Source organism: Rheinheimera sp. (genome assembly GCF_965283995.1).
In the GTDB taxonomy this organism is placed as follows: Bacteria; Pseudomonadota; Gammaproteobacteria; order Enterobacterales; family Alteromonadaceae; genus Pararheinheimera.
In genome coordinates, this window is record NZ_CBDIQG010000001.1 from 3,727,737 (window position 1) to 3,754,016 (window position 26,280).

The window sequence follows — 26,280 nt, forward strand, 5'->3', positions numbered from 1 at the left end:
GCTGATTTTATAACAAAATAAATTATAGGGAGTTGTTCTATGGCCCGGAAGCCGTTACTTGGGATTTGGGTTGGTGCATTGCTAAGCAATACAGTCTGTGCCGCAGTGCCTGACCTTGCTGCGATGATTGCCACAGAAGGTATGCCTTCTGGGACCTATCGGCAAGATTTGCCTGACGGTGCGCTTAGATTGGTTGAACCTGAACGATATTTGGTGCAGTTGGACCTGCCGGCTTTATATCCATTGCTTGAACAGGAATTACGCGCCCAGCAATCTATTCAGCTCGCACCGGAGCAGGTGCTAAACCACGAAAGCTGGCAACAGCTCCGTTTCAGTCAAATCAGAGCCGCTCAGGCACGCATTCAGAACGAACAGCAGCTGGCTAAAGTACAAATCCAGAGTCGTTTTCCGAGGGTTCGGGTAACCGGACAGTTTGGTCAGTTGGAAAATGCATTAACTGTCAGCATTGCAACAGCAAACAGGCAACAAATCGTGGAGCAGCTGGCGCAGCTACCGGGCGTGAAAGCGGTATATCCGGAACAATTAGTGCGTGCTTATCTGACGCAAAGTGTACCCAAAATTAATGCACCAAAAGTTTGGGAAATGCAACGGGATGGCTTACCAATAAAGGGGACTGGTATCCGAGTCGCAGTGTTAGACAGCGGCGTCGATTACACCCATGAAGCCCTGGGGGGGTGCTTTGGCGCAGGTTGCAAAGTAGCCGGTGGCTACGATTTTGTTGGTAATGATAGCGATCCAATGGATGTTTTCGGTCACGGTACGCATGTTGCGTCAATTATCGCCGGAGAGTCTGCAACTATTGGCGGGGTCGCGCAAAAAGCCAGTATTTATGCTTACAAAGTGTTGGGTGATAACGGGTATGGCAGTACTTTTAATATTCTGGCTGCGCTGGAAAAAGCGCTAGATCCGGATGGCAACCCACTGACCCGTGATGGCGCGCAGATTATCAATATGAGCCTGGGCCATGACGGACGGGATCCACAAGACCCTGTGGTGGTCGCTGTGAATAACGTTGCCAAGGCGGGGGTTTTAGTGGTGGTCGCAGCCGGGAATTCTGGGCCGAATACTGAAACAATAGGGTCTCCGGGTGTTGCTGCGGGCGCATTGACTGTGGCCAACACGGAGAAAAATGATCAGGTATCGTACAGTAGCAGCCGGGGACCCGGAGTTGCTGGCGCTTGGTTTAAGCCGGAATTAGCGGCCCCTGGCAGTGACATCTATGCAGCAATACCCGGGAATAAGTATGCGCATAAAAGCGGTACCAGTATGGCGGCACCGCATGTTGCTGGTGCTGCTGCGTTATTACTGCAAGCTGAGCCAGAATTAACCGTCGCTCAGTTGAAACAACGCTTGGTGCAAAATACGACTCCATTGTCGGAAAACCTTTGGGATCATGGCACCGGACGGTTAAATGTGCTGGAAGCTATGCGCAATTCGCTGACTACGGATCAAGACTTTTTATATTTAGGCCGGGTGAATGCTGCTGATTTTTCTAACCAGGGAATCCGCCGTGTTACAGTACAGAATACTTCGCCACAATCGGTTGAAGTCTCGCTGAGGGTCAAGGGAGCCCCCGCGTTTCTGACTGCAACTTTGGATAATTCAACATTGAACTTGGCTGCTGGCGAAGCGAAAACAATTGAGTTGAATTACCGGGTCGACCCGGAAAAAGTACCGGCAGACCCACCCGCAGCAACGGCCTATCAAATTAGTCTTGTCATCACAAACCGGAATGAGCATCACTATTTGCCAGTTGTGCTTGAGCATTATTATCCGTTTCAGTTGAAGCTGCCAGATTCGATGAACTCGGTTCAAATTTACACACCTGAGTGGCATCAGATCGCCTATCGTTTCAATATTTGGTACGAGTCGGCAGTTAAATTGAGACTAACGACCAAAGTTATTAACGTATTAGCCAATGCGGTGTCGATTCCGGCTCATTTGCTTCCCGAAGATACACGAAACAAGATCGTCAACAGAGATAACTGGATTATTCGGCCTGCAGTGGATGTTGTAACCACCCCCGAAATCACTGTTTCTAATAGTGAATTAAAGCACCGATTACGGATGAAAGCGCCGACCCGAGATGGTCAGCCATTCTGGCCATCCGAAAACTCGGATATGTGGATGCAGATTGAGTTGAAGGACGGCGAGCATTACATCGCTTTTCACAATAGTTACATGCTTTGCGGGAACAGGTGTAAAGAAAGTTCGCCACCAGAGTTCTATAGTAGCGACCTGGCACCGTCAGTAGCATTAAAGGTGCAACAAAACTTACTGAATGTTCACTCGAATCCCCAAACACTGATCATCAACAGCTACCGTTTTAATACACCGCTGCAAACTCAGGATATGACACTTGAGTACAAGGAGCAGGATATGGTGCGCCTACGTAAAGCCGGTAGTAGTATCTACGGGTTTAACATGATGGCTTTTGGCAATTATGTCCGAAGCGACGCGATTGATCTGCAGATATGGTACAAAACGATAGGATTGAAGGCTGATGAAATGCCGGATACCCGGATTAATTTTGAAAAATCAGGTCCATTTTGGGCAGACTCTTTAAGTACCTATCCTTGGCGCCTCACCGTAGACGGCAAACTACAAAAGTTCCGTTGTAAAACAGAGCCCTGCGTGGCGACAAAAATCGCAGATCATGAACTGATCTACAGTTCAGATGTGCGGGAATTGTCTTTTGATAATCATTTACGCTATCTGACATCGCCTTTGCAAGCGGATAGTCGTGGCTTTCAGATTAAGCCCCGTTATGCTGCGATTGACCTCTATAGCGGCAATAATGTTTTTAATGATTTGTGGCAGAACGATGCCCCAACCTTTTCTCAGCTGAGTGTCAGCCAGCTTTGTGATGGGCAGGTGAGCCCGTTGGCGGCTCTAAGCGCAAACTTAGATCCAAAAACGGAGCCAGCCAATTTTGGTACTAAGTTAATGCAACCTTTTGATTGTAAAGACAGTGGTATATTACTGCATTATCCACTGGACGGTCGCGACAATAAAGGCTTGTTGGGGGAAGTGCGGTTTACACAAGTGAAAGCAGGCCTGGAGTCACCCTATTTTGTAAATCTGGCGACTTTTAATCAGGGGGGCCGTGGTGACACTATCAGCCGGATTGATAACAAATTCAGTGTTGAAGTTGCCTCGAAACAAGATCCGGTCAAAGAGTTTAAAGTCCTGCTAAAAACCAAAGATGGCGACTGGAAGCTGGCTTATCATGGTTATAACGCTGGCGTGCATCAGTTCCCGTTGCCGTTGCGGGCTGGTGAGCACTGGCTGGATCTGCGTTTACAAGTGATCACGCAGTCTGGCAATCAGTTAGTCAATACCATGCCTGAAGCACTGCGTGTTGGGGCCAGCGCCGGTGGCGATAATGATGTCGACAGTGATGGGATCCTCAATGGTTCCGACACGGATAACGACAATGATTCGATACCGGACAGCAGCGATGCCATGCCTTATAACCCAACAGAAACTTTGGATTCTGATCAGGATGGCCTCGGCAATAACGCCGATCCTGACGATGACAACGACGGCGTTGCGGATCCAACAGACGCATTCCCGTTGGATCCAAAAGAAACGCTGGATACCGACAAAGACGGCGTTGGCAATAACGCCGACACGGATGATGACAACGACGGTGTGGCAGACACTGCTGATGCCTTCCCGCTGGATCCAAAAGAAACGCTGGATACCGACAAAGATGGCATCGGCAATAACGCCGACGCGGACGATGACAATGACACTGTGGCGGATACGGCTGATGCCTTCCCGTTAGATGCAAACGAAACACTGGACACCGACAAAGACGGCATCGGCAACAACGCTGATCCAGATGACGATAATGACGGCGTGGCTGATGGCAGCGATAAATATCCGCTGGATGCCAGTCGCAGCAGCGACCCGGTGACGCCGAATGCAGGGAGTTCGGGTGGTTCTGGCGGTGCTGGTTTGGGCGTGCTGCTGATAGTGTTACCGCTGCTGGCCTGGCGCAGAAAGACCTGTTTGAGCAGGCCGCGGCGGGATTTAGCCTTAGATCAGCAGATGCACCTTTAACTCGCTGCCTATACAGAGTCGGCGAGCAAAAAGACTATATGAAACGGACGACAGCTGCAGCTCCCTAACGAGCTCAGTTCATGTCCGGTATGGCCAGTATGCAATGTAGCTCAAGTTGATTGAGATGCGTACCTTCATTCTGTCTATCATGAAATTCATGCGGTATATTGTTGCACTTTAAAGTTGGAAGTTATTTCTTGTTGAAATTTGTTGCTGTGGTGTCTTTGCCAGATGGCAGCTGAAAAGGATGTTGATATGTACCACTCCCGCCTGGATGTTGTCCTGTTTTTGTTTACCAGCCTGTTTGTTTTCAGTGTAAGTGCAGCGGATCTGTCCATGGCTGAGCGGCTAAGAGGGCTGGCACCGGGTTTGTATCAATTAGATCAAAGTTCTGCAGCGCTCAGCGTGCACCATGCAGAACAGTATCTTGTTGAATTAGAGCAGCCTGATATGCTCACGCAGCTTCAGGCGCCTCAATCGCAGGTTGCACCGGCGAGTTTGGCAGCAAAGAGCATACCGCGCACAGCTATCAGTCAGGGACAGTGGGCGAATGCACAGTTAAAGGTGCGGGACAGCCAGCTCAATGTTGAAATAGCCTTGCTTAGCCGGATTCCTCAGGCGGTGGTGAAAGCACGGCTGCAGCAAGTATCAAACCTGTTAGTGATCAAAATGACGGCAGAGCAGGCCAGCCAGGTCGCGCAAATCCCCGGGGTCAAAGCGGTGTGGCCGGACGGTGTAGTGCAGGCGAACAACAATCTGGCTGAAGTTCACCACGTCCGCAAAGCTGCAGCTATTGCCACCACCAATTCCAACCGCCCGGCCAATGCCGGGAGAGGAGTCCGGGTCGCCGTACTGGACTCTGGGGTCGATTACCGCCATCTCGCGTTAGGCGGTTGTCTGGGCAGCAATTGCAAAGTCAGCAGCGGTTATGATTTCGTCGATAATGATGCTGATCCGATGGATATTTCCGACAATAACTACGCGCATGGCACTGCAGTTGCCGGCATTATTGCGGCTAAATCAGCAGAATTTAACGGCTATGCGCCAGAAGCAACTTTGCTGGCGTACCGGGTGTTGAATTCGCTTGGTTATGGCAGTGTCAGCAATTTGCTGGCAGGTATGGAACGGGCCATGGATCCGGATGGCGATCCTACGACCAAAGACGGCGCGCATATTATGGTACTTAATAGCCGGACATTCATTGACTCTGATTCACAATTACTAAACCATGCCGTCGACAATATCGCCAAAGCTGGAGTTCTAGTTGTCGCTGAAGTCGGGGATAGCGGCACTATAAAGGCGCCAGCCGCTGCCCGCGGCGCATTGGCGGTCGGAGGTGCTTACCAGGGGATAGTCGATTCTGACAGCGCCCGCGGCCCGGGGTCTGATGCAACGGTGCTTAAACCTGAAATGGTCGCTGAAGGCTGGGGAGTTGAAACCACCAGACTCAATCAGTACATAGGGCCTTATTATGATTATTCTGTTGCTGCAGCACAGGTCGCCGGCAGTGCTGCTGTTCTATTATCGGTCGACCCGCAGCAGTCGTTGCAGGCGCTGCGTAGTAAACTGATCAACCATTCGAAAGCTATGCAGCAAACCGTGTTTGAGCATGGTGTCGGTGAGCTGAATCTGGAGAATGCACTGCAGGCGAAAATTGAATTGGAGCAACATGCGCTGATGTTTGGCCGGATTAATCAACCGGGCTACAGCCTGACCGGACAAAAACAGTTTGTGGTGAAAAACCCTACCACAGAGCGGCGGCAATTAAATCTGAAATTGACAAACAGCCCGACATTTTTTACCGGTAGCCTGCAGCCTGCGTCGTTTGAACTTGCACCAGGTGCCAGCCAGACCGTAACACTGCAATATCAGCTCGACTCCAGTAAATTTACCACTGTTTCATCCACAACCGGTGCGGCACATGCAGATATACAAATTGAAACTGATGGCATCACAGCCCGATTGCCGGCGGTATTTGAGCTATATAACAGCTTAACCTTAACAACCGACGGCAATGTTCATGAACTGCGGGTCTTTAATGCCGAGTGGCGGTTACTGACACGACAAATAATTCACAGTACAACAGAACAAATCCGGGTCAACAGTGCTGGGCCCGTGCATTTGCTTGCAGTCGTGAACAATATCCCGCCGCAGTTAGTTCCGGCAGTGCCGGAAGGCCAACGAGTGCCGCTTCAATTTGGGCTGGTACTGCATACCAATGTGGATGTTGTGACCAAACCTGAACTCAGTATCCGCAATACAGATTTAATTTATCGTCTGATGCTGGATACGCCGACGCTGAATAACCAGTCGATTAGTGCGGGTCGTTTTAAAACATCAGGCCAGGCTGAATTGCGGATCGGTGCAGCCAATTTGTTTGCAGTAGGCATATATAACAGCTGTGACATCGACTGCGCTTTTGTTGCGCCGCAGCCAATGTATACCAATGCGCTGCCGGATAATGCTGTTGTACAAATTTCCCGCAATTATTTATCGCAGGACTTGTCGGGTGATGTACAGGGTTTAGTGCTGGATAGTCAGTTTTCACCTGTGACGGCAACAGAAACGCGGCGCATCAATCTGACTGAACAATCCCGGCTTGATGTCAGATACAAGGCCAGTACGTTTCAACCGATTCGACTGGCGTTGGATTGGGACATGGTTGGGCCTTTGACGGAATCTGGTTACTTGCGACTTTATCATCACGCGACAGCTGGCATTGCTGATAAGACTGCGCTGCACCGGGTCCGCTTATTGGCCGATAAATATGGGGCGTTAAGCTTTGACTCAGGGTACTGGCAACGCACGGCGGCCGGCCTACTGGAGCGATACCGTTGTCCGGAACAGGGCATTTGCCGGACCAGTGGTCTACTCAATAACCTGATTAAATTCAGCAGTTCAGCGGAAATGGACTTGTCGTTTGACAGCAGCTTGCGTTACTGGAGTACTGCCCTGATCCGTACGCCCGAGTTTATTGGTTATAAATCCGAAGACGCCATGTTTATGGATAGGCGGCAAAATCTGATCGCTCCTGAATATTTTGGTTATCCGGTTACGCTGACTTGCCCGGATCAGTTTAGGAAGGTCCAGACCAGCATTCAAAGCAGGTTATCGCCGGCAGAGGGTATGCCGGACACACGATGGTATAGTCACATCGAGAAACAGTGCAGCAAAGTCCAAATCGATCTGGGGTATGGGCTGATCAATCCGACGCTGAACGGCACAGTGGCAGCCGAGTTACGAAGCACTAACTTGCTGACACCTTTCTGGCGCGGTCTGCGGTTGTTCAACCGGTCCAGCGAGGCAGAGACTATCAGCCGTATTCAGAACCTAATACAGATTGAACTGGTTGCCGGACAGCTGGAACTCAATGAATTCCGTATCGAGCTACGAGCGCCGGGTGAGAGCTGGCAACAGCTGTACAGCAGTAATAAAACCGGCCTGCATCAGATCTCCATTCCGCAGCGCCAGGGCGAACAGCAGATGGACTTAAGGCTCAGTATGTTCCTGCAGGATGGCAGTTTTGTGATCAACACAATACCGCAGGCATTCCGCCTGGGAGCCAGTGCCGGCGGCGACAACGACGTTGACAGCGATGGCATTTTAAACAGCGATGATAAAGACAACGATAACGACGGCGCGCCGGATGCCAAAGACGCCTTTCCATATGATCCGAACCGTGGCGTCGATACCGACAACGATGGCATTGATAACAGCTTAGATCCGGATGATGACAACGACGGGTCCCCGGATGCAGCAGACGCCTTTCCATTAGATGCCAAAGAGTGGCTGGACACCGACAAAGATGGCATCGGTAATAACGCTGATCCAGATGACGATAATGACGGCACGCCGGATGTCAGTGACGCCTTCCCGCTGGATCTAAAAGAAACTACGGACACCGACAAAGATGGCATCGGCAATAACACCGACCCGGATGACGACAACGATGGCGTGGCTGATGGCAGCGATAAATATCCGCTGGATGCCAGTCGCAGCAGCGACCCGGTGACGCCGAATGCCGGCAGCTCAGGGGCGGGTGGTTCTGGCGGTGCTGGTTTAGGAGTGTTATTGATAGCGTTACCGCTGCTGGCCTGGCGCCGGCAGCACGTGAAGCCACAACGTAAAGTGGTCTGACTGTTGGCTTAAACTCCAAATGTAAAAAAAAGCGCCTAGGCGCTTTTTTTGTCTGGCATTGCGGACAACGCCGCCATCCAGCGGCTATTTCGCTGAAAGCCTTACCAGATTATCCACAATCACTGCACTGGCGATGCCGACATTTAAGCTCTCAGCCTGACCAAAGGCCGGGATCGTCACCCGACGGTTGACGTGAGCGGCAATACTGTCGCTGATACCGTTGGCTTCATTGCCCAAGACGATAAAACCACCGGCTTTGGGCAAGGCCAGCTGATGCACGGAATCGCCGTTTAAAAAAGCGCCGTACACCGGTTGCTGTGCCTTTTCCAACCACGGCGTTAAATCGCCGTAATGCAGTTTGACGCGTAAAAACGAGCCTTTGGCACTGGCAATCACTTTGGGGTTAAAGGCATCGACGGTGTCGGCTGAGCACAGCAGATGCCGGATGCCATACCAATCGGCGATGCGGATGATAGTGCCGAGATTGCCCGGATCGTTGACGTTATCCAGCACCAGCGTCCAGTGGCCGTCGGTCTCCACAAAAGGTGCATATTGCGGGATAGCCACTACGGCGAGCGCGGCATTATTGCTGGTAAAAGTGCCAACCTGCTCCAGCGAGCTGGCGGAGCAGGGCTGACTCATTTCGGCGGCATATGCCGTTTCCGGATAACGATCAAAAAAATCTGCCGTACCAAACAAGGCTTTGACCGGCCAGTGCGCGGCCAACACTTCCAGCACTGCTTTTTCACCTTCGACAAAAAACAGTTGTTCTGCTTTTCGAAACTTCTTTAAATGCAGTGACTTAATCAGTTTTGACCACTTCTGGCTAATCATAAAAGACCTTGTTTATTCACGGACGATTTATTCACGGACGATTTATTCCCGGAATTGGTATTTCAGTTCGCCGCCGACATAGGTCGCCAGCACTTTAGTTTGCCACAGCTGTTCCGGCGCGACTTTGACGATGTCGCGGTCGACCAGAATAAAATCAGCCCACATACCTGGCGCCAGGCTGCCCATGCTCTGATCCTGGAAGGCGCCATAGGCGGCATCGACGCTAAAACTGCGTAAGGCCTCAACCAGCGTCAGTTTCTGCTCTGGTAACCAACCACCGGCCGGTTGATTTTGCTGGTCTTGTCTTGTTACAGCGGCATGGATGCCGAAAAATGGATTGGCCAGTTCCACCGGATAATCTGAGCCACCGACAATGCGGTTGCCGTCATCGACCAATGAGCGCCAGGCATAAGCACCGCGTAGCCGCGCCACGCCTAACCGATCTCCGGCCATGTTTTTGTCGGACGTCGCATGCGTCGGTTGCATCGATGGCAGCACATGCAATTTCGCAAACCGGGGTAAGTCTTTAGGGGCAACGATTTGCGCATGTTCAATGCGGTGACGACCAGCTTTGCGCTGCACTTCGGTTTGTAAGCTTTCAAAGCGATCTAACGCCAGCTGGTTGGCATAATCGCCAATCGCGTGCACGTTGGCCTGAAAACCGGCGTCTATGGTCAGTTTCATCACGGCGGTCAGTTTATCCGGCTGTGTCACTAACAAACCGGTTTCTTTTGGCTTGTCGCTGTAAGGCGCGAGCAATGCCGCGCCGCGGCTGCCGAGCGCACCGTCGCCATATATTTTCACCGAGCGCACATCGAGCAGGTCGAGCGGGTCGTCCACCGGACCGGCTTTTAGCCATGCTTCGAGCGCCGGATCTGTCGCCGACAACATCGGATAGAGCCGCAGCGGCAGTTGTTTTGCTGCACGTAATTGCTGGTAAGTAGCCAGATTGGCCGCGTCGATACCGGCATCATGCGTGCTGGTGATGCCCAGCGATAACAGATGGGCAAATGCGGCATTCAGCGCACTGACGCGTTCGGCTTCATTGATAGCGGGGATTTGTTTCTCTAACAATAACATGGCGTTATCAATCAGCACGCCGGTCGGCTCGCCATTGGCGTCGCGGATGATTTGGCCCCCCGGCGGGTCAATACTGTCTTTGCTGATACCAGCCAGTTGCAATGCTTTGCTGTTGGCCCAGCCGGCATGACCGTCGACGCGGCTCAGCCACACCGGTTTATCTTTGATCACTTCATCGAGCAGCTGCTTGCCGGGAAATTGCTGGCTTGGCCATAACACCTGATTCCAGCCGCGGCCTAAGATCCACTGCGCTTGCGGATTGGCTTTGGCAAAAGCGGCGGTTTTAGTGACGGCCTGTGCTTCTGAGCTGCTTTCGCGTAAATCAACCTGACTCAGGTTCTGACCGAGGCCCAGCACATGGCCGTGGCCGTCAATCAACCCGGGCAGCAAGGTGCGGCCCATGCCATCGATTTTGCTGGCATCCGGATAGTCTTTGGCGATGCCCTGGCCGCGTGCCAACACTTTGCCACTGGCATCATCAAACACCAGTTCACTGAATGACAGCAGCTGGCGCTGATCGTCAAAACCGTAGCCTTTAATATTAGTAATGAGCACTGGTGCAGCGCTGGCGGTCGCAGACAAGGTAAAACAGCCGGAAATCAACAAGGCCAGCAGGGACTGCCGGCGGGACAGACAAGACATCGCAAACTCCGTGTACGTGGGCCACAGCCGGAGGCTGACCAAAGGGGGTCATTCTGCAGATGTGGCGAACCTGGGTCAGGGCGTCAGCGACGGTTTTTCTTGGTGCGGCGCGCCCGTTCTTTATCACGCTCCGCTTTTTCTTTGGTTTTGCGGGCTTCTTCTAACTTAGCATTGGTCACTTCGGCTGTCACCATATCAGGGGTTTCCAGCGTGATCGGGCCAAACAGACCGGCGCGCAGTTCGTTAATCAGGATAGCGCCGGCTTTGGTCACATCAACGATCCCGCCTTTCACCATACAACCGCGACGCTCACCAATGGCGTCGAGCAGCGCCAGGTCATTTTCCGGTTTTTCTTTCAGCTGATAACGGCTTAACACCTGATCGGCATAATGTTCCAGCAGATATTCGGCCGCGAACATCGCGATATCGCCGTAATCAAAGGCAGTTTCTTTAATCGCGCCGGTGATGGCGAGGCGATAACCACAGCTGGCCGGACTCAGTTTGGGCCAGAGGAATCCCGGCGTGTCGGTCAGGATCACGCCGTTGTCGAGTTTAATCCGTTGCTGCGATTTAGTGACACCGGCTTCGTTACCGGTTTTGGCAATAATCCGGCCGGCTAAGGTATTGATCAGCGTTGATTTACCGACGTTTGGAATGCCCATAATCATCGCGCGTGGACCGCGTACATCGAAGTTACGGTCTGGTAATAAGGTGGTGCACAGGTCGAGCAAAGCACGGATCTGCGCCGGATCCTGCTGACTGATTGGAATGGCTTTGACGCCGGCTTCCTGCTCAAAGTGCGCCTGCCAAATCGCCGTGATGGCAGGATCAGCCAGGTCCGCTTTATTCAGCACTTTAATACAAGGCGTGTCGCCGCGCAGTTCCGGCACCAATGGGTTTTCACTGGAAAATGGAATTCGGGCGTCGAGCATCTCGATGATGACATCAACCTGGGGCATCACCTCCGCAATTTCTTTGCGGGCTTTATGCATATGACCCGGGAACCAGTTAATTGACATCACACATCTCCAGAACGACAACAAAGCCGGTTATTTTAGCCCGAACCGGCGCTGACCGGAAATCTTTCGCAAGGTTGCGACCTATATTCATCGAAAAAAATGCTTTAACGACTGAATTTGTTACACATTTGTTGGTCTTTGAACTGTGATGCAGCGTATGCTGCTTTGTAATTTTGTATTGGTCTAAGATGAGGAACCACAGGATGGCCCCGGCGCTGCGCTCGTTTTCTGTTTATCACATCCCATCAGGCAAACTGCTGACCGCATGTCTGGCCGGCGCGTTAGTGCTGACGCCGGTGCAGGCGCTGCAACTCAAAGCGACCACGATCGAACTGGCACATCCGGCCAACGGCAGCGTGCTGCGCTTGCCTGGTCAAGCGGTATTGTTGGTATCTGGCCACAATCATGAATTCCGTTGGCTCAGCCTTGTGGACTATGCCAACAACAGCACTGAACAAATTGCCTTGCCGGTGCAGGTGCAATTTTTCCAGCCGGCGACATTAGCCGGCCATAGCGGCAGTCAGCTGGTGGCGATGGGGCAGGACGCACTGTGGCATTATCAGACCGACAGTAAAAAATGGCGGCAACTTACCAGCGCACCTTCTGCCTATCCGGTGACGGATGCCAAACGGATGCTGGAGCTGGAATTCGCTGCCGATTTGGACCAAAACGGCCTGACCGACTTTCTAGTGCCGGATTTTCGCGCCCTGCAGGTGCTGATGCAGCAAAAAGACGGCACATTCCGCACTTATTCTCTGCCAATTGCTGCACAAATGCAGATTTTCCAGAAAGATCCGGACTTTTTACTGAAAACGCCGCGTCAGGTCGATTTCACGCTGGACGGTCGCACCGACATTGTTTTTAACGTCGATGACAGTCTGTGGGTTTATCCGCAGCAGGCCGACGGCAGCTTTGCCACCACGGCCACTGTGGTGCCGTTGGGGCTCGGGCTGACACCGGACGTGCAGGCACAACAGCGCGGCGGTGATGGCCGCAGCTATGAAGGCCTGACCATTACAAGGCTGGAACGGTTACTCGACTTAAATGGCGATAAAGTCACCGATTTAGTCGTGCAACAACAGCATTATGTTGATGTGATGGAGCAGAAATACAGCTACCGCATCCACTATGGCCGTAACGACAACGGCAAGCTGGTATTCCCAACGACCGCTGATCAGCAAATCAACACCACCGGCGTGCAGTTTGACGTGCAGTTCGCAGATTTAGACGCCGACGGCCGCTTAGATTTTTACACGCCGGCGGCGGATATCGGCATCAGCAAAATCGTGTCGGCGCTGTTAACCGGCTCTGCTTCAGTCGACTGGTTGTTCTACAAACAACAGGCCGACGGCAGTTTTGGTACTAAGCCTGTGCATCGTCAGGAAGTGGATGTGGGCATTTCGCTTGGCAGTGGCCAGTTTAACCTGCCGGTGACCGCGGTGTTAAAAGGTGCCGACGGCAAAGCGACGCTGGTCAAAGCAGAAGACGACGATACTTTGCGTAGCTACGCACCGGTTGGCGCGAAGCTGTTTTCGGATAAAAGCACGCGGCAGAATATTAAGCTGCCAAAACGCGCCATTAACTTGCTGGTCAATGACTTAAACGATGATGGCAAAGAAGATCTGGTGCTGCCGTTTGGTGCGCAGGAAGCCAAAGGCCAGACCAATCAAATCACTATTTTATTGCAATAAACCACAAGGAAAAGCGGATGAAGCTGGTAAAAAGTGCGGTGTTGTTATTAGGTTTGGCTGGAGTTGGTGTTTTGCAGGCGGCGCCAACCGCCGTGATTGAAACCACTATCGGCACTATGAAGTTTGAGTTGCACCAGCAAGCGGCGCCGCAAACCACCGCGCGTTTTATCGAATTGGCCAAAGCCGGCTGGTACAACGGCAAATCCTTTTACCGCGTGGTCAAAGGCCACGTCGCCCAGGCCGGCATCAATGACGACAATCATCCGGACCATCAGAAGTACCGCGTCCCGGCCGAGTTCTCCGACAAGTTACCCCACATCCGCGGCAGCCTCGGCATGGCCCGTGATGAAGACCCCAATAGCGGCAGCACCGAATTTTTTATCTGTTTAGAACGCCGCGCGCACTTAGACGGCAAATACACCAATTTCGGCCAGCTGACCGACGGCGACAAAGTACTGGATGCCTTTGCCGCGCTGCCGGTCGAAGAGAAATGGATCGACAATCCGGGCGCAAAACCTATTGCCTTCCATAGCCCGAAACAGCCGGTTTTGATTAAGCAGATTCGGATTGAGCCTTGAGTGGTGCTATTGATTCAAAGGCTCTGATAGCAGTGCGGTATCACCACTGCGAACCAGAGCTTTCATAACTTCAATGTCTAAGGGATCCGCAGCAAACGGCACAGTCGCTTACACAGCAGACACGCCGTAGATACGTCCTTGTAGGCTCCTCTGCGGCATCCCTGCCGCAGAGGGTCTGCTTTAATAATCGACCGGCCGTTTTGCGAGTTCTTTTGAATCATCGTGTTGTGCCAATAGCGGACGATTTTTAATCGTCATGTACGGCGGCGCTTCGCTTGCACGTACCTACTCGCTAATTGAGATCGTAGGTACCGGCAAGCGCAGCGTCGCCGTACAATCCCGCAATGTTCGATGACTGCTTTTCGCTCGTAATAGCCATTAAAAGCCCCAACAAGACTTGGGTCCAGAACCCCATCGATTGCAATGACAAGCTTTTGCGTCGGTTGCGGAGATGTTAACTTCTGAGCATTTATAAAATCGGATGGGTGTCCAGAGAGTGCAGCACTTTACTGCCATATTATACGCATCAAGATTCGACTAGAACTTTCAGTCTGTTCACCGAAATGCGTGAGGTATGAATTGATAGGAGTATTTAATGTTTGACTCTGGTTATGTTACACCATGGTTTTATAGAGGCTGGATGTTTCTAGCATCAGAAAACTATCGATATGTCGTTCGAAAAATATGGACAACAAAGCCAGATTGGTACAAGTATGTTGATATCGCAGGCTCAATTGCTGTGATGATTCTGGAGATTGTTATTATAGTTTCTGCGTACACAATTCACTCTACGGCCACTTAATTTGGATGAGGACAAGGCCCGGATGGATATCTTTGCAATGCGTTAGGTTAACGAAAAAACGAATGCCCGCAAATCAGGAAAAGCAGACAAACGGTTGTTTCGAGTTCATTTGAATCGTCGCTTTGTGCCAATTGCTGACATTGTTAAATGTACGGTGGCGCTTCGCTTACCGTACCTACCTTTGGGAACCGATCGTAGGTACGGCAAGCAACGCGCCGCCGTACAACAAACACCCTTTCTTATGTCCGTAATTCGCTCAAAGCTTCTATCCCCAAACCCCAACAAACCCAGCATCGGCATCCACGGAGTGAGCGGTTAAGAGTGAGCGCGGGAGGCGCGAACGGGCGAACGCAGTGGTGGCGGTGTTGGGTTTGCCACGATGTGCCAACTACTCAGAAAGCTAGACTAAAGCACCTTGCTCATAAAATATTTGGCGCCGCCGGCAAACGGATAGTCCTGCTGCGTCCACTCCACTTGATAGCCGTGTTTTTCGTAAAAAGGCCGCGCCTGAAAATCTAAAGTATCCAGCACCACATAACGGCAACCACGTTCGCGGGCGATCTGCTCGGCGCGGTTTAACAGTGCTGTCCCCTGGCCTTTGCCACGCAGTTCTGACGTGAGCCAAAACGATTCCAGATAAAACCAGTTGCCAAAAGTGCGGCCGGCTAAGGCGCCGAGTAAGGTGCCGTCGTCAGCATGGATAGCGAGGCCAAGTGGCTGGCGCAGGCTGGCGTCCCAGTGTAAGGCATTGAATTCGGCGATTTTTTGTTTGGCGGTGTCGCCAAACTCAGGGTGATGTTGTTCAGTCAGCTGCATTGATGCGACAATCCGCGCGGAAAAATATGCGGTTGTTATACGGGATTTCGTTTTCAGCGCCAAGCCAAACACGGGCAGTTAGCGGGTAGGTATCGGCAAGCGAAGCGCCGCCGTACATGAGTCGCCGTACATTTCCACCATATAGGCAATAACTCAACAAGGACGCTCTCATTGTTCAGCAAAATTTTATGGTTAAGCCTCGGTGGTGCGCTGGCCTACTGGCTTTGCACTGAACTGGCAACGTTGTTGCTGTCCTGGCTGACACCTGCGCTGGGCGTAGTCGACGCTTTGTTATGGACTCAACTGACGCAGCTGGTGCTGCTGATTTTGCTGGCGTTTGGTTTGCTGCAACTGGCGCGCCGGCAAAAGGCGCTGCATACGCTGGCGGGCGCTGTGTTATTGCCGCTGGCGGTGGTGGTGAGCTGGAGCGGCACTTTGTCGCTGTATCGCGCAGAACTGGATCTGGTGTTGACGCCGGCGCTGGCGCAGGCCAAAACGGTCGAGATGCAGCCCGCGCAGCAGCTACAACTGGCGCTGCAGTGGCAACAACAGCAAGCGCCTGCTGCGGCGCAGCTGTATGTAGAATTTGCCTCAGCGCGCAAACCTTATCTGACGCTGCATCTGCAACAACCCGGTAGCTGGACCTTGACCCGTCACTGGCTGCAACTTCCCACAGATCCTGCACAGAGCAGTCTCACCGCACTCGGTGAACCGCTGGAGCTGAAGCCCGGCAATAGCCGGCACAGCATCGGTGAATTGTTTTTCTCGCTGCATTATCAGCTGGCGGGCTTGTTGAAACGCGCCGCCCAGCCGCTGCTGATTGGGCTGTCGATTGCGGTGCTGGCGCTAACTTTTTCTGGCATGTATCTGCTCTGGCAGCGCTGGCGACAAGCCGGCAGGGCACAGCCATCTGGCCACTTATTCGGCCGCGGCCCGTTGCGTTGGCATTTAACAGGTGCGCTGCTGAGCCTGCCGTGGTTCATGTGGTTTTTTGGCTCGGCGCTGCTGACACAATACGGCAACTGGCAGCCTGACCTCATCAAACAACACAGTGCGGCTTATTATCAGGCTCTGTTTCCACAGCCGCTGCCGGCTGCAAGCGTCCATGCCACGGCAACATCAGACCTGGCGCAGTTGCTGAACACGCCCGGCTGGCCGGTGGCCAAAGTGCAGCTGGATCTGACCACAGGGACATGGCTGTTGACAGAACAGCCGGCCTGGCCACAAACCGCGCCTTATCAGCTCAGACAACAAACATTAAATGCCAATTTACAGGTGCTGCCGCAGGCTGATTATTGGCAAAGTGCGCCCTGGTCGCTCAGAAATCTCGGTTATGCTGCGCATCAAAGTCTGTACGCCGGACCTGGGTTACGCGCCTTGCTGGCCTTCGGCGGTGTGCTCGCCGTCCTGATGCTGTGCGGGGCGGCAGAATCTTATGGCCGCAAACAACGCTGGTGGTTATTTGCTGTGCTGCGCGCGCTGACCAGCGGCTTTGTGCTGGCCACGTTGTTGCTGATGTTGCTCAGTGCGGTGATGCCACAATCCAGCACCGCCTTACTGACGCAGCTGGGCCTGTGCTGGGCATTTTGCGCCGTGGTGCTGATTGGCTGGACCTGCTGGCAGTACCGGTTGCAGCGCTAATATTTGAATCATAACTTTTGGTTATAGCTCCGCACTTTTTGATTCTTTTTATCTTGACCGAATTGTTTTAGTCTTACTCCCATCAAGAGATGTTCAGACGTCTGTATATCTGAAACTGCCGGAGCCTGGCGACCGGTGGTCAGTACTGATTGCGGAGTAAACCGTTGCAATTATTCACTTTTCCCCTGCAGGTTAGCGCGAAACGGCGCCACTTGCAGCCATCAACGCGGGCCAGCGGAACGCTGAGATCTTGGCTGCGGTTGCCTGCGTTGTTGCTGCCAACCCTGTTTTTGCTTGCAGCGCCACAGCTGCAGGCCAACCCTCAGCAGCCAGCGCAAAAAGAAGTGCGGCTGCTGAACGTGTCTTATGACCCAACCCGCGAGTTTTACCGCGATATCAATCAACATTTTGCCAAAGTCTGGCTGGAAAAAACCGGCCAGAAGCTGATTGTCGAACAGTCGCATGGCGGCTCCGGTAGCCAGTCTCGTGCTGTGCTCGATGGCCTGCGCGCTGATGTGGTCACTTTAGCGCTGGCAGCGGACATCGACCCACTGGCGCGCGTTGGGAAGCTGATCGCGCCAGACTGGCAACAGCAGTTGCCGCATAACAGCGCGCCTTACAGTTCGACCATTGTGTTTTTGGTGCGCAAAGGCAATCCGCTGAAAATCCATGACTGGAATGATTTGGCGCGCGACAACATTGATGTGATCACGCCCAATCCGAAAACGTCCGGTGGCGCGCGCTGGAACTATCTGGCGGCCTGGGCTTATGGCCTGAAAAGCAGCGGCACCGAAGCTGGCGCCAAAGCCTTTGTACAAAAGTTATATCGCAATGTGCCGGTGCTCGACAGCGGTGCGCGGGCGTCGACCGGCACCTTTGCCCGCCGCGGTATTGGCGATGTGTTATTAAGCTGGGAAAACGAAGCCTATCTGGCGGTGAAAGAACTGGGCGCTGATCAGTTTGAAATTGTGGTGCCGTCGATTTCGGTGCTGGCCGAGCCACCGGTTGCCGTGGTACAGAAAAACACCGAACGCAAAGGCACCACTGCGTTGGCGCAGGCTTACTTAGAGTTTTTATACACGCCAGCGGCGCAAAAGTTAGCGGCTGAGCACTATTTCCGGCCTATTCAGCCGGTGCCTGGCGTGCCGGCGCTGCCGCAGCTGGAGCTGAAAACCATCGCTGATTTTGGCGGCTGGGATTTAGTACAAAAGCAGCATTTTGGCGAAGACGGTATTTTTGATCAGATTTATGCGCGCTGAGCCTTGGCTGCCTGTGACATGAGGAACCGCTGTGTTATTTAAGAAATCATCGCAAAAACCGGTCTTACCGGGTTTTGGCCTCAGTATGGGCTTTACCACCTTTTACCTGAGTCTGCTGGTGTTCCTGCCATTGTCCGCGCTGGTGCTGAAAAGCTTTGAGCTGGACTGGGCCGGTTTTGTCAAAGTGGTCGCCAGCGAGCGCGCCATCGCCAGCTATCAGCTGACTTTTGGCAGCTCCTTTATTGCCGCACTGATCAACCTGGTGTTTGGTTTGTTGGTGGCCTGGGTGCTGGTGCGTTACAGCTTTCCGTTTAAGAAAATCATCGATGCGCTGGTCGATTTGCCGTTTGCGTTGCCGACGGCTGTGGCCGGCATTGCGCTGACTGCCATCTATGCGCCGAATGGCTGGATTGGGCAGTACTTTTATCAGTGGGGCATCAAAATCGCCTACACGCCGATTGGTGTCACACTGGCGCTGGTGTTTATCGGCCTGCCGTTTGTCGTGCGTACCGTGCAGCCGGTGCTGGAAGATTTAGAACAGGAACTGGAAGAAGCTGCGGCCAGTTTAGGCGCCAACCGCTTGCAGATTTTTTGCCGGGTGATTTTTCCGGCGCTGATCCCATCCTTGCTGACTGGGTTTGCTTTGGCTTTCGCCCGCGCCATTGGCGAATACGGTTCTGTGGTGTTTATCAGCGGTAATATGCCATTTCGCACTGAGATCACGCCGCTGCTGATTATGTCACGCCTGGAAGAATTTGATTATGCCGGCGCAGCCGCGCTTGGCACAGTGATGTTATTGATTTCGTTCATTTTGTTGTTATTGATTAATGCGTTGCAGCACTGGAGTCAGCAGCGGCACGGAGGTGGACGGTGAGTGCAGGTTCAGGTCAGTTCCAACCCAGACGCGCGACAACAGAACCACTGTGGCTGCGGGCTGTATTATTAACTTTTGCACTGGGGTTTCTGGCGTTATTTCTGCTGTTACCGCTGGTGATTGTTTTTGGCGAAGCTTTCAGCAAGGGCTGGCAAGTGTATGTTGCCGCGGTGACTGAACCTGCGGCCGCCCATGCCATTAAGCTCACATTGATCGCGGCCGTGATTGCAGTGCCCTGTAATGCGATTTTCGGCCTCGCGGCAAGCTGGGCTATCGCCAAATTCCAATTCCGTGGCCGGCAGTTCCTGATCACCTTGATTGATTTGCCGATTGCGGTGTCGCCGGTCATTGCCGGCTTAAGCCTGATGCTGATTTTTGGTGCGCGTGGCTGGTGGGGCGAGTGGCTGAACGACCACGATTTACAAGTGATGTTCGCGGTGCCGGGTATTGTGCTGGCGACCATCTTTATCACTTTTCCTTATGTGGCGCGCGAGCTGATCCCGATGATGCAACAGCAGGGCCGCGAAGCTGAAGAAGCAGCACTGACGTTAGGCGCAAGCGGCTGGCAGACCTTTATCCGCGTGACTTTGCCTTCAGTAAAATGGGCGCTGCTGTACGGCTTGATCCTGTGTAACGCGCGGGCTATGGGGGAATTTGGTGCTGTGTCTGTGGTGTCCGGCAAGATCCGCGAACAGACCAATACGATGCCGCTGCATATTGAAATTCTATACAACGAATATCAGTTTGCTGCTGCGTTCGCCGTGTCTTCACTGCTGGCGTTGTTAGCACTGCTCACGCTGGTGCTGAAAAGCAGTCTGGAATGGCGGGCTGCCAAGGATTTAGCCGAAGCCGAAGCGTGCCGCCGGCCTGAATAAGCGCGGACTTGCCGGGTCAGGCGCGCTCGCTATACTCATTTTTGGTGTATCCGCTGAGTGAGTAAGCGTTATGAAGTTTGTTCTGCTGCTGGCTGGTCTGCTGCTGCCAGATTTACTGGTTCCAGCGGCGTTGGCGGCCACGCCACTGCAAGTGACCATGTTACTGGAGTTCAGTGAAAAAGGCGCAGAGGCCTTTCAGCTGCAACGACAGCAGTGGGACTTGTTGCGGGCATCTGCCGGTGACCAACTCGACGTCAAGTATGAACATGTCAGCCTGCAGCGCAGTCTGGATCTGGTACAACAAGACGGCTTTTGCAGTCTGAATAAACGTAAAACCCCACAACGTGAGCAGCATCTGCTGTTCTCCCGCTATCCGCTGAATATCGGCGCATCACTGAAACTGATCCACCCGGCTTCCAAGCCATTGCCAGCAGAAGTTGATCTGGCCGATTGGCTGCTTAGTTCACCGCGCAGTAAAATCGGCATTGCGGCAGGGCGCAGCTATGGCCCGGTGCTGGATGAACTGATCCAGCAGCACAGTGCGCGTTTTTATCAGCTTGCCGGTGAAGATGCCCATAGCAAACTTTGGCAGATGCTGCAAAAAGGCCGGCTGGACGCGTTGATTGACTACAGTGCGCGCAGCAGTGTGTTGGCAGAGCATAGCGTGGCATTGCGGACCAGTGCGATCCGCGGTGAACCTGCACTGATCGCCGGCTATCTGGTGTGTAATCGTAGTCAGCAAGGACAAGAGCTGATCAACTTTTTTGACACTTTGCTGCAGCAACCGGCTTTGCAGCAACAATTGCGGGCCAGTTATCAGCAATACTTCAGTGCGGATGAATGGCAATTGCTGCAAGATGATTTACAACAGCTGTTGCCGGCACCGTTGTGAGCCGATGCGATGACAGACTGTTCAAACCCTTCTGATTAAATGCCGGCACCTTCAGGGCAAGGAGTGATATGCGTTATTGGCTGGTACTTTTCGCCGCATTGTGCTGGCTGAGCCCATTACAGGCTGCGCCGCTGACCGTGACCATCTTGCTGGAATTCAGCGAACAAAATGCCGCCGCATACGCTCAGCAGATGTTGCATTGGCGACTGTTGCAACGCCATGCCGGCGAGGCGCTGGATGTGCGGTTTGAACACGTTAGCCTGCAACGCAGTTTTAGTCAGGTGCAGCAAAGCGGATATTGTGCGATCAATAAAATGAAAACACTGGAGCGGGAAGCGCGGTTATTGTTCAGTGAAAAACCGCTGAATGTATCGCCATCTATCCGCTTGATCCGCAGCGGCGCAGCAACGCTGGAGCCCGGTATTGATGTGGCCGCCTGGCTGGATGACGCGCCGAAACGCCAAATCGGCGTGGCTGCCGGGCGCAGTTATGGTAAAGCGCTGGATGCAGTGATCCAAAGCCACGCCAAGCAGGTGTACACGGTAGCCGGTGAAGATGTGAACCTGAAGTTATGGCAAATGCTGCAAAAAGGCCGGGTGGATGCGGTGCTGGATTACGTGGTGCGGATTGAATATTTGCGTTGGTTACAACAAGACCAGACCCCTTACCACGCTACTGCGATCCTGGGTCAGCCTTTGATCCTCGAAGGTTTTATTGTCTGCAACCGCAGCGCACATGGCCAACAGCTGATGCAATATTTTGATCAGCTGATGGCCACCCCGGCATTACAACAAGCCCTGTACCAGAGTTATCAGCAGTATTTCTCTGTTGCTGAATGGCAGCAGGCACGGCCGTATTTCCAGAAGACATTTCCGGCTGCGGTTTTGCAATAAAGTATTGCGTTTCTTCGAGTAAGACAGCTGAAAAGCTGTCTTACTTTAGCGGTCTGACCGCAGCTTAATTGACCTGACGTCTGCGCCAGGCCAACGCACTCAGCAAGATCAAACTGAAAAAGCCAGTACTGCCACCACCTGAACTTTCAGTTTTTGCCGGTTCAGATGTGGAACCACCGGTCGATGTGCTGGCACTTACTTTAATACTGACTTGGGTCTTACTCTCGCCGCCGTTGCCATCGCTGACTTTAATTTCAAAGCTGTCATCCCCGCTTTGACTGGGCTGGTAGCTGAAACTGCCATCGTTATTGAGAGTAAGGAGTCCCAGTTTGGGCTGAGTCAGTGCGGTGAAACTAAGCTTATCACCGTCAACGTCAGTCGCTTTGAACTGGCCGCTGTATTTTTCATTTTGGCTGACCGTAAACTGCAAAGCGTCGATCACAGGCAGGTCATTCAGCGGAGTGATGGTGATATTTACATCCTGTTCGGTCACATTGCCGACAGCATCTGTCGCTTTGACCCCGATGATATCATTGCCGTGGTAATTGGCTTTCGGTGCGTAGCTGATTTGATTACCAACAATACTGGCATTGCCCTGAGTGGCTGGTTTGGTGATCTGAAGCGCCAGCGTATCGTTTTCAGCATCGTTCAAAGCGATCAGTGATGATGAGTTACTGTCTTCTTTCACTGTGACATTGGTTGCAAAAGTTGGCGCAAAGTTTTGTTGATAGTGGAACAGACGACCGTCATTGCCGATGACACCGTACAAATCTCTCCCTTTCATGTTAAAAAGGCTTTCACCAGTGGCTGCAGTTGGTATTTCTAATTGAGTTTCAAATTTTATTAGTGAATTGCTTAAATCGTAAATACAAAGAAAATTGCGGCGTGCCTTTAACTGAGTATTCGCTTCGTACATAACAACAAAGGCTTTGTCTTCACTAACGCTTAAGCCAGACACTTTTGCGGTTAGAGCGCAACCTGTCCCTGTCAATGATTCAGTTTCTATATATGAGTTGTTCTGCCAATTGTACTTTCTTAAGCTGTTGTTATAAGCAACAAAAAGAAAATTGTTATATGTAGCAAATTTTTGAGCATTTTGGATCTGCTGTGCTGTAATGGCATCAGATGCTTGGGCATGAAAATAGTTTAGCCTGCTATCCTGATCAATAAATATTATGTTGTCTAGGTGTGTCCCTGATTGGTCTATTGTTAAACTATCGAGTCCTTTGTTTTGCTGCGTTTTTACTTTGCTCAGCGGGATTTCATTGTAGAAACCGCGTTTTTTGTCGACGCCATTAATTTTTATGGTGTTGAAAGTTGATATGTAATAATCATCACTGTAAATGATTCGGCCTGGGACTTGTGACCCCTGTTCTGTTAATATATGACTGTCAGTCAATGTGAAAGATCCATTAGAAAATGTATAAGTGCTTCTTTTGACGTTTGGATAGTAATACTCGAAGTGAGAAACTTTATCGCCATTAAAAAACGCTTTTTGGTGTTTATTTTGCAAGTTCAAATTCGTATTCATAACCCTGAGTAGCTCAGTTGTTTTCTTCGTTGAATCCGTAAACAGTACATAGGAATTTTCTGTTAAACCAACCAGTTGTCCATCTAGCCAACCAAATTGACCTAAACCTGATTGCACGTCTGCTACATAGCTGATGCTAGAATTATCTGGGTCAAAGTAATACAGCGCGTTGTCAGCGATGTAAGAAAGATCATTTCCCATACTACTCACGTGGCTATTTGTTCGGAGTGAAATATTATCAGCGTTGAGGCAAGAAACTTTGTTAAGGCCTGAGATTCCAATTTGTGATAGGCATAATTTTTTTTCGGAATCATCGGTATGATAAAAATTTCCATTGAATACGGTAATTATTCCCCCACCATCAAAGGTGAATTTTTCTTCTATCTTATTATTCTTTAACTCCACCAATATTTGGTTGTAGATACTCTCTGTCGTTCGGGTGATGAATTTCGAATTACCTACGTAAGTAAGGCTTACATATTTTGATTCTATGTTTGTTGTACTGAACGTATTATTGTCGTCTAGCGTATGAATAACACTCTGCGTGCATGACTGGCAGTCTGGGCTGGTTCTGTCTCTCAGTATTATATAACTGTCATCCATAACTATTGTGGAATTCGCGCCGCCCGAGTTATATGTAAATGACTGTTTCAGTTTTGGCTCATCAGTAACTGTATATGCTTCTATGGTTACCTTTCCGGGTAAGGATGCTGCAATCCGTTCACTGACTCTCGTAGCAACTTTGTTCTTGTGAATAGCTGCCGAGTACGAAAAACTTGCTGTAGCATTGACAGGTATACGTCCAATGACTTTTTCACCAATATCGTCAAGACGCATCAAGGTAATATGACTGGCGTGCTCTATCATCAGCAAGTCTTCACTGACTTTCAGAAAGCGAGCTTCTGAGTCTAACTGGATACGCTTGGTCTTTTTATGTTGTGATGGCTCTTTAAGATTATAAACATCTATAAAAAATCCATTGGTGGAATATGCGGACTTTCCAAGTAGATACAGTCGGCCTTTGAAGATCACTCCTGAACCTGTTGTTGCACCAATCTCTTCTTTTTTTACATAGCTGTATTTAGCGGCTGCCACAACATTTTGAGTGAAGCACGTTGTAATCAACAAGAAAATTATCCCAATCCTATAAAACATCATTAACTCCTTATGAAATATATTTACATCATAACCTGAGTTAAATGAATAATGGAATAAGCTGCCCGTATCTGGTAGGGCAGCTTAAGCTACTTGGTAGGACGGAATGTGGGTGATACTTTTGATGAAAACAAGGGAGTCACGACGGCCGTAGGCCGATCCACACAGTGATTTCTACACTCTTAAACCCCAATCCTCAAATGCCTGCCGCGCCAGCTGTTCACGAAATTGTGGCGCAGCGATGTCGATCAGCGCCTTGGCGCGCTCGGTCAGGCTGCGGGCGCGTAAGTTGGCGACGCCATATTCGGTGACAATATAGTGCGCATGAGCGCGGGTGGTGACGACGCCGGCGCCCGGGCTTAGCAAAGAACTGATTCGTGACACAGTGCCACCGGCGGCGGTGCTTGGCAGCGCAATGATGGCGCGGCCGCCTTCAGATAAACCGGCGCCGCGGACAAAATCCATCTGACCACCGACACCGGAGTAAATCTTAGTACCCAGTGAATCGGCACAGATCTGGCCGGATAAATCGACCTGCAGCGCACTGTTGATCGACACCACCTGCGGGTTTTGCCGGATCACGGCGGTGTCGTTGGTGTAAGCCACATCCAAAAACACCACTTCCGGGTTGTCGTCGACAAAGTCGTACAGCGCCTGGCTGCCCATGGCAAAAGTGGTCACCACTTTGCCCGGATGTTTTTTCTTATTGCGATTGTTGATGACGCCTTTGGCCAATAGCGGCAGCACGCCATCGGAGAACATTTCGGTGTGAACGCCAAGGTTCTGCCGGTCGCCAAGGCAAGCCAGCGCCGCATCCGGAATAGCACCAATCCCCATTTGCAGGCAGTCGCCGTCACGAATAAGGCTCGCCACATTGGCGCCGATTTGTTGTGTCACCGGATCCTGTTCCGCCGGCAGATGCAGTGGGATCTGCGATTCCAGTTCGACATAAGCCGCAAAATCCTGCAGGTGGACAAAAGAATCGCCGTGGGTGCGTGGCATGCGCGGATTGATTTGGGCAATGACGCGACGGGCGTTTTGCATCGCAGCGCGGGTAGCTTCGACCGACACGCCGAGGCTGCACAGACCGTGTTTATCCGGCGGCGACACCTGCACAATCGCCGTATCGACGCGTTGCTCTTTGCTTCTGAATAACTTCGGAATTTCTGATAAAAAACACGGCACATAATCGGCAAGACCACAATTCACGGCAGGGCGGGTCGGGCCACCAACAAAAAACACCCGTTGGCGTAAATGCCCGGCCAGTTCAGGTGCGCACAACGCACCGCTTTTTTCGGTATGCAGGCTCAGCAATGTCAGGTTCTGTTTATCACGCGCCACCTGGGCTAAAGCGTCCAGCATGCTGTAAGGGGTGGCAGCCATCGAGTGGCTCCAGATAAATTCATTGTTGCCAATCAGGTTCAGAGCGGATGCAGCATTGGGATGTTTCATGGTCGGTTCCGTGGCTTAAA

General features: G+C 51.8%; 16 protein-coding genes. 10 read left to right on the forward strand and 6 right to left on the reverse strand.

Annotation, left to right across the window (positions count from 1 at the left end):
- Positions 1-39 precede the first annotated feature (39 nt).
- Complete coding sequence (locus ACQ66Q_RS16695; protein ID WP_430457832.1) at positions 40-4,089, forward strand: S8 family serine peptidase; 4,050 nt, start codon at positions 40-42, stop codon at positions 4,087-4,089.
- Between the two features lie 255 nt (positions 4,090-4,344).
- Positions 4,345-8,226 (forward strand): S8 family serine peptidase, encoded by a 3,882-nt coding sequence (locus tag ACQ66Q_RS16700; protein ID WP_430457833.1) that lies wholly within the window; start codon positions 4,345-4,347, stop codon positions 8,224-8,226.
- An 84-nt stretch (positions 8,227-8,310) separates the two neighbouring features.
- On the opposite strand, the gene ACQ66Q_RS16705 is transcribed toward ACQ66Q_RS16700, so the two are convergent.
- The 3 genes from ACQ66Q_RS16705 to ylqF all read right to left on the reverse strand — a co-directional run bounded on the left by ACQ66Q_RS16705 (position 8,311) and on the right by ylqF (position 11,801).
- Positions 8,311-9,060 carry a TrmH family RNA methyltransferase gene (locus ACQ66Q_RS16705; RefSeq protein WP_430457834.1) on the reverse strand — a complete coding sequence of 250 codons (750 nt, stop codon included), beginning with the start codon at positions 9,058-9,060 and terminating at the stop codon, positions 8,311-8,313.
- Positions 9,061-9,102: 42 nt separating this feature from the next.
- Positions 9,103-10,782, reverse strand: a complete 1,680-nt coding sequence (locus ACQ66Q_RS16710) for an amidohydrolase (RefSeq protein WP_430457835.1) — start codon at positions 10,780-10,782, stop codon at positions 9,103-9,105.
- 83 nt (positions 10,783-10,865) lie between these two features.
- Positions 10,866-11,801, reverse strand: a complete 936-nt coding sequence (gene ylqF, locus ACQ66Q_RS16715) for a ribosome biogenesis GTPase YlqF (RefSeq protein ID WP_430457836.1) — start codon at positions 11,799-11,801, stop codon at positions 10,866-10,868.
- 203 nt (positions 11,802-12,004) lie between these two features.
- Between ylqF and ACQ66Q_RS16720 the strand changes: the two genes are divergently transcribed.
- Both ACQ66Q_RS16720 and ACQ66Q_RS16725 read left to right on the forward strand, forming a co-directional pair.
- Positions 12,005-13,492, forward strand: a complete 1,488-nt coding sequence (locus ACQ66Q_RS16720) for an FG-GAP repeat domain-containing protein (protein WP_430457837.1) — start codon at positions 12,005-12,007, stop codon at positions 13,490-13,492.
- Between the two features lie 17 nt (positions 13,493-13,509).
- Positions 13,510-14,070 carry a peptidylprolyl isomerase gene (locus tag ACQ66Q_RS16725; RefSeq protein WP_430457838.1) on the forward strand — a complete coding sequence of 187 codons (561 nt, stop codon included), beginning with the start codon at positions 13,510-13,512 and terminating at the stop codon, positions 14,068-14,070.
- 1,207 nt (positions 14,071-15,277) lie between these two features.
- Here ACQ66Q_RS16725 and ACQ66Q_RS16730 read toward each other — a convergent pair.
- Positions 15,278-15,688, reverse strand: coding sequence for a GNAT family N-acetyltransferase (locus ACQ66Q_RS16730; protein ID WP_430457839.1), 411 nt, complete (start codon positions 15,686-15,688; stop codon positions 15,278-15,280).
- Between the two features lie 171 nt (positions 15,689-15,859).
- Here ACQ66Q_RS16730 and ACQ66Q_RS16735 point away from each other — a divergent pair, with 171 nt between their 5' ends.
- From ACQ66Q_RS16735 to ACQ66Q_RS16760, 6 genes are all read left to right on the forward strand, one after another.
- Positions 15,860-17,329 carry a PepSY domain-containing protein gene (locus ACQ66Q_RS16735; protein ID WP_430457840.1) on the forward strand — a complete coding sequence of 490 codons (1,470 nt, stop codon included), beginning with the start codon at positions 15,860-15,862 and terminating at the stop codon, positions 17,327-17,329.
- Between the two features lie 164 nt (positions 17,330-17,493).
- On the forward strand, positions 17,494-18,588 hold the full coding sequence (locus ACQ66Q_RS16740) for a sulfate ABC transporter substrate-binding protein (RefSeq protein WP_430457841.1): 1,095 nt from the start codon (positions 17,494-17,496) through the stop codon (positions 18,586-18,588).
- 31 nt (positions 18,589-18,619) lie between these two features.
- A complete protein-coding gene (cysT, locus tag ACQ66Q_RS16745) occupies positions 18,620-19,462 on the forward strand; it encodes a sulfate ABC transporter permease subunit CysT (RefSeq protein WP_430457842.1) in 843 nt (280 codons plus the stop codon).
- Positions 19,459-20,337: a sulfate ABC transporter permease subunit CysW gene (gene cysW / locus ACQ66Q_RS16750; RefSeq protein WP_377239652.1), complete on the forward strand. Its 879-nt coding sequence runs from the start codon at positions 19,459-19,461 to the stop codon at positions 20,335-20,337. The genes cysT and cysW overlap by 4 nt, the downstream gene beginning before the upstream one ends.
- 70 nt (positions 20,338-20,407) lie before the next feature.
- Complete coding sequence (locus ACQ66Q_RS16755; RefSeq protein WP_430457843.1) at positions 20,408-21,229, forward strand: hypothetical protein; 822 nt, start codon at positions 20,408-20,410, stop codon at positions 21,227-21,229.
- Between the two features lie 68 nt (positions 21,230-21,297).
- Positions 21,298-22,122, forward strand: coding sequence for a hypothetical protein (locus ACQ66Q_RS16760; protein WP_430457844.1), 825 nt, complete (start codon positions 21,298-21,300; stop codon positions 22,120-22,122).
- Between the two features lie 64 nt (positions 22,123-22,186).
- On the opposite strand, the gene ACQ66Q_RS16765 is transcribed toward ACQ66Q_RS16760, so the two are convergent.
- Positions 22,187-24,811 (reverse strand): Ig-like domain-containing protein, encoded by a 2,625-nt coding sequence (locus tag ACQ66Q_RS16765; RefSeq protein ID WP_430457845.1) that lies wholly within the window; start codon positions 24,809-24,811, stop codon positions 22,187-22,189.
- Between the two features lie 171 nt (positions 24,812-24,982).
- On the reverse strand, positions 24,983-26,260 hold the full coding sequence (locus tag ACQ66Q_RS16770; protein WP_430457846.1) for an acetyl-CoA hydrolase/transferase family protein: 1,278 nt from the start codon (positions 26,258-26,260) through the stop codon (positions 24,983-24,985).
- Positions 26,261-26,280: the final 20 nt, after the last annotated feature.

Excerpts from the sequence above, each read along its gene's own strand:
- ACQ66Q_RS16695 (WP_430457832.1), top strand. The coding sequence starts at position 40 with ATGGCCCGGAAGCCGTTACTTGGGATTTGGGTTGGTGCATTGCTAAGC.
- ACQ66Q_RS16700 (WP_430457833.1), top strand. The coding sequence starts at position 4,345 with ATGTACCACTCCCGCCTGGATGTTGTCCTGTTTTTGTTTACCAGCCTG.
- ACQ66Q_RS16705 (WP_430457834.1), bottom strand. The coding sequence starts at position 9,060 with ATGATTAGCCAGAAGTGGTCAAAACTGATTAAGTCACTGCATTTAAAG.
- ACQ66Q_RS16710 (WP_430457835.1), bottom strand. The coding sequence starts at position 10,782 with ATGTCTTGTCTGTCCCGCCGGCAGTCCCTGCTGGCCTTGTTGATTTCC.
- ylqF (WP_430457836.1), bottom strand. The coding sequence starts at position 11,801 with ATGTCAATTAACTGGTTCCCGGGTCATATGCATAAAGCCCGCAAAGAA.
- ACQ66Q_RS16720 (WP_430457837.1), top strand. The coding sequence starts at position 12,005 with ATGGCCCCGGCGCTGCGCTCGTTTTCTGTTTATCACATCCCATCAGGC.
- ACQ66Q_RS16725 (WP_430457838.1), top strand. The coding sequence starts at position 13,510 with ATGAAGCTGGTAAAAAGTGCGGTGTTGTTATTAGGTTTGGCTGGAGTT.
- ACQ66Q_RS16730 (WP_430457839.1), bottom strand. The coding sequence starts at position 15,688 with ATGCAGCTGACTGAACAACATCACCCTGAGTTTGGCGACACCGCCAAA.
- ACQ66Q_RS16755 (WP_430457843.1), top strand. The coding sequence starts at position 20,408 with ATGAAGTTTGTTCTGCTGCTGGCTGGTCTGCTGCTGCCAGATTTACTG.
- ACQ66Q_RS16760 (WP_430457844.1), top strand. The coding sequence starts at position 21,298 with ATGCGTTATTGGCTGGTACTTTTCGCCGCATTGTGCTGGCTGAGCCCA.
- ACQ66Q_RS16765 (WP_430457845.1), bottom strand. The coding sequence starts at position 24,811 with ATGATGTTTTATAGGATTGGGATAATTTTCTTGTTGATTACAACGTGC.
- ACQ66Q_RS16770 (WP_430457846.1), bottom strand. The coding sequence starts at position 26,260 with ATGAAACATCCCAATGCTGCATCCGCTCTGAACCTGATTGGCAACAAT.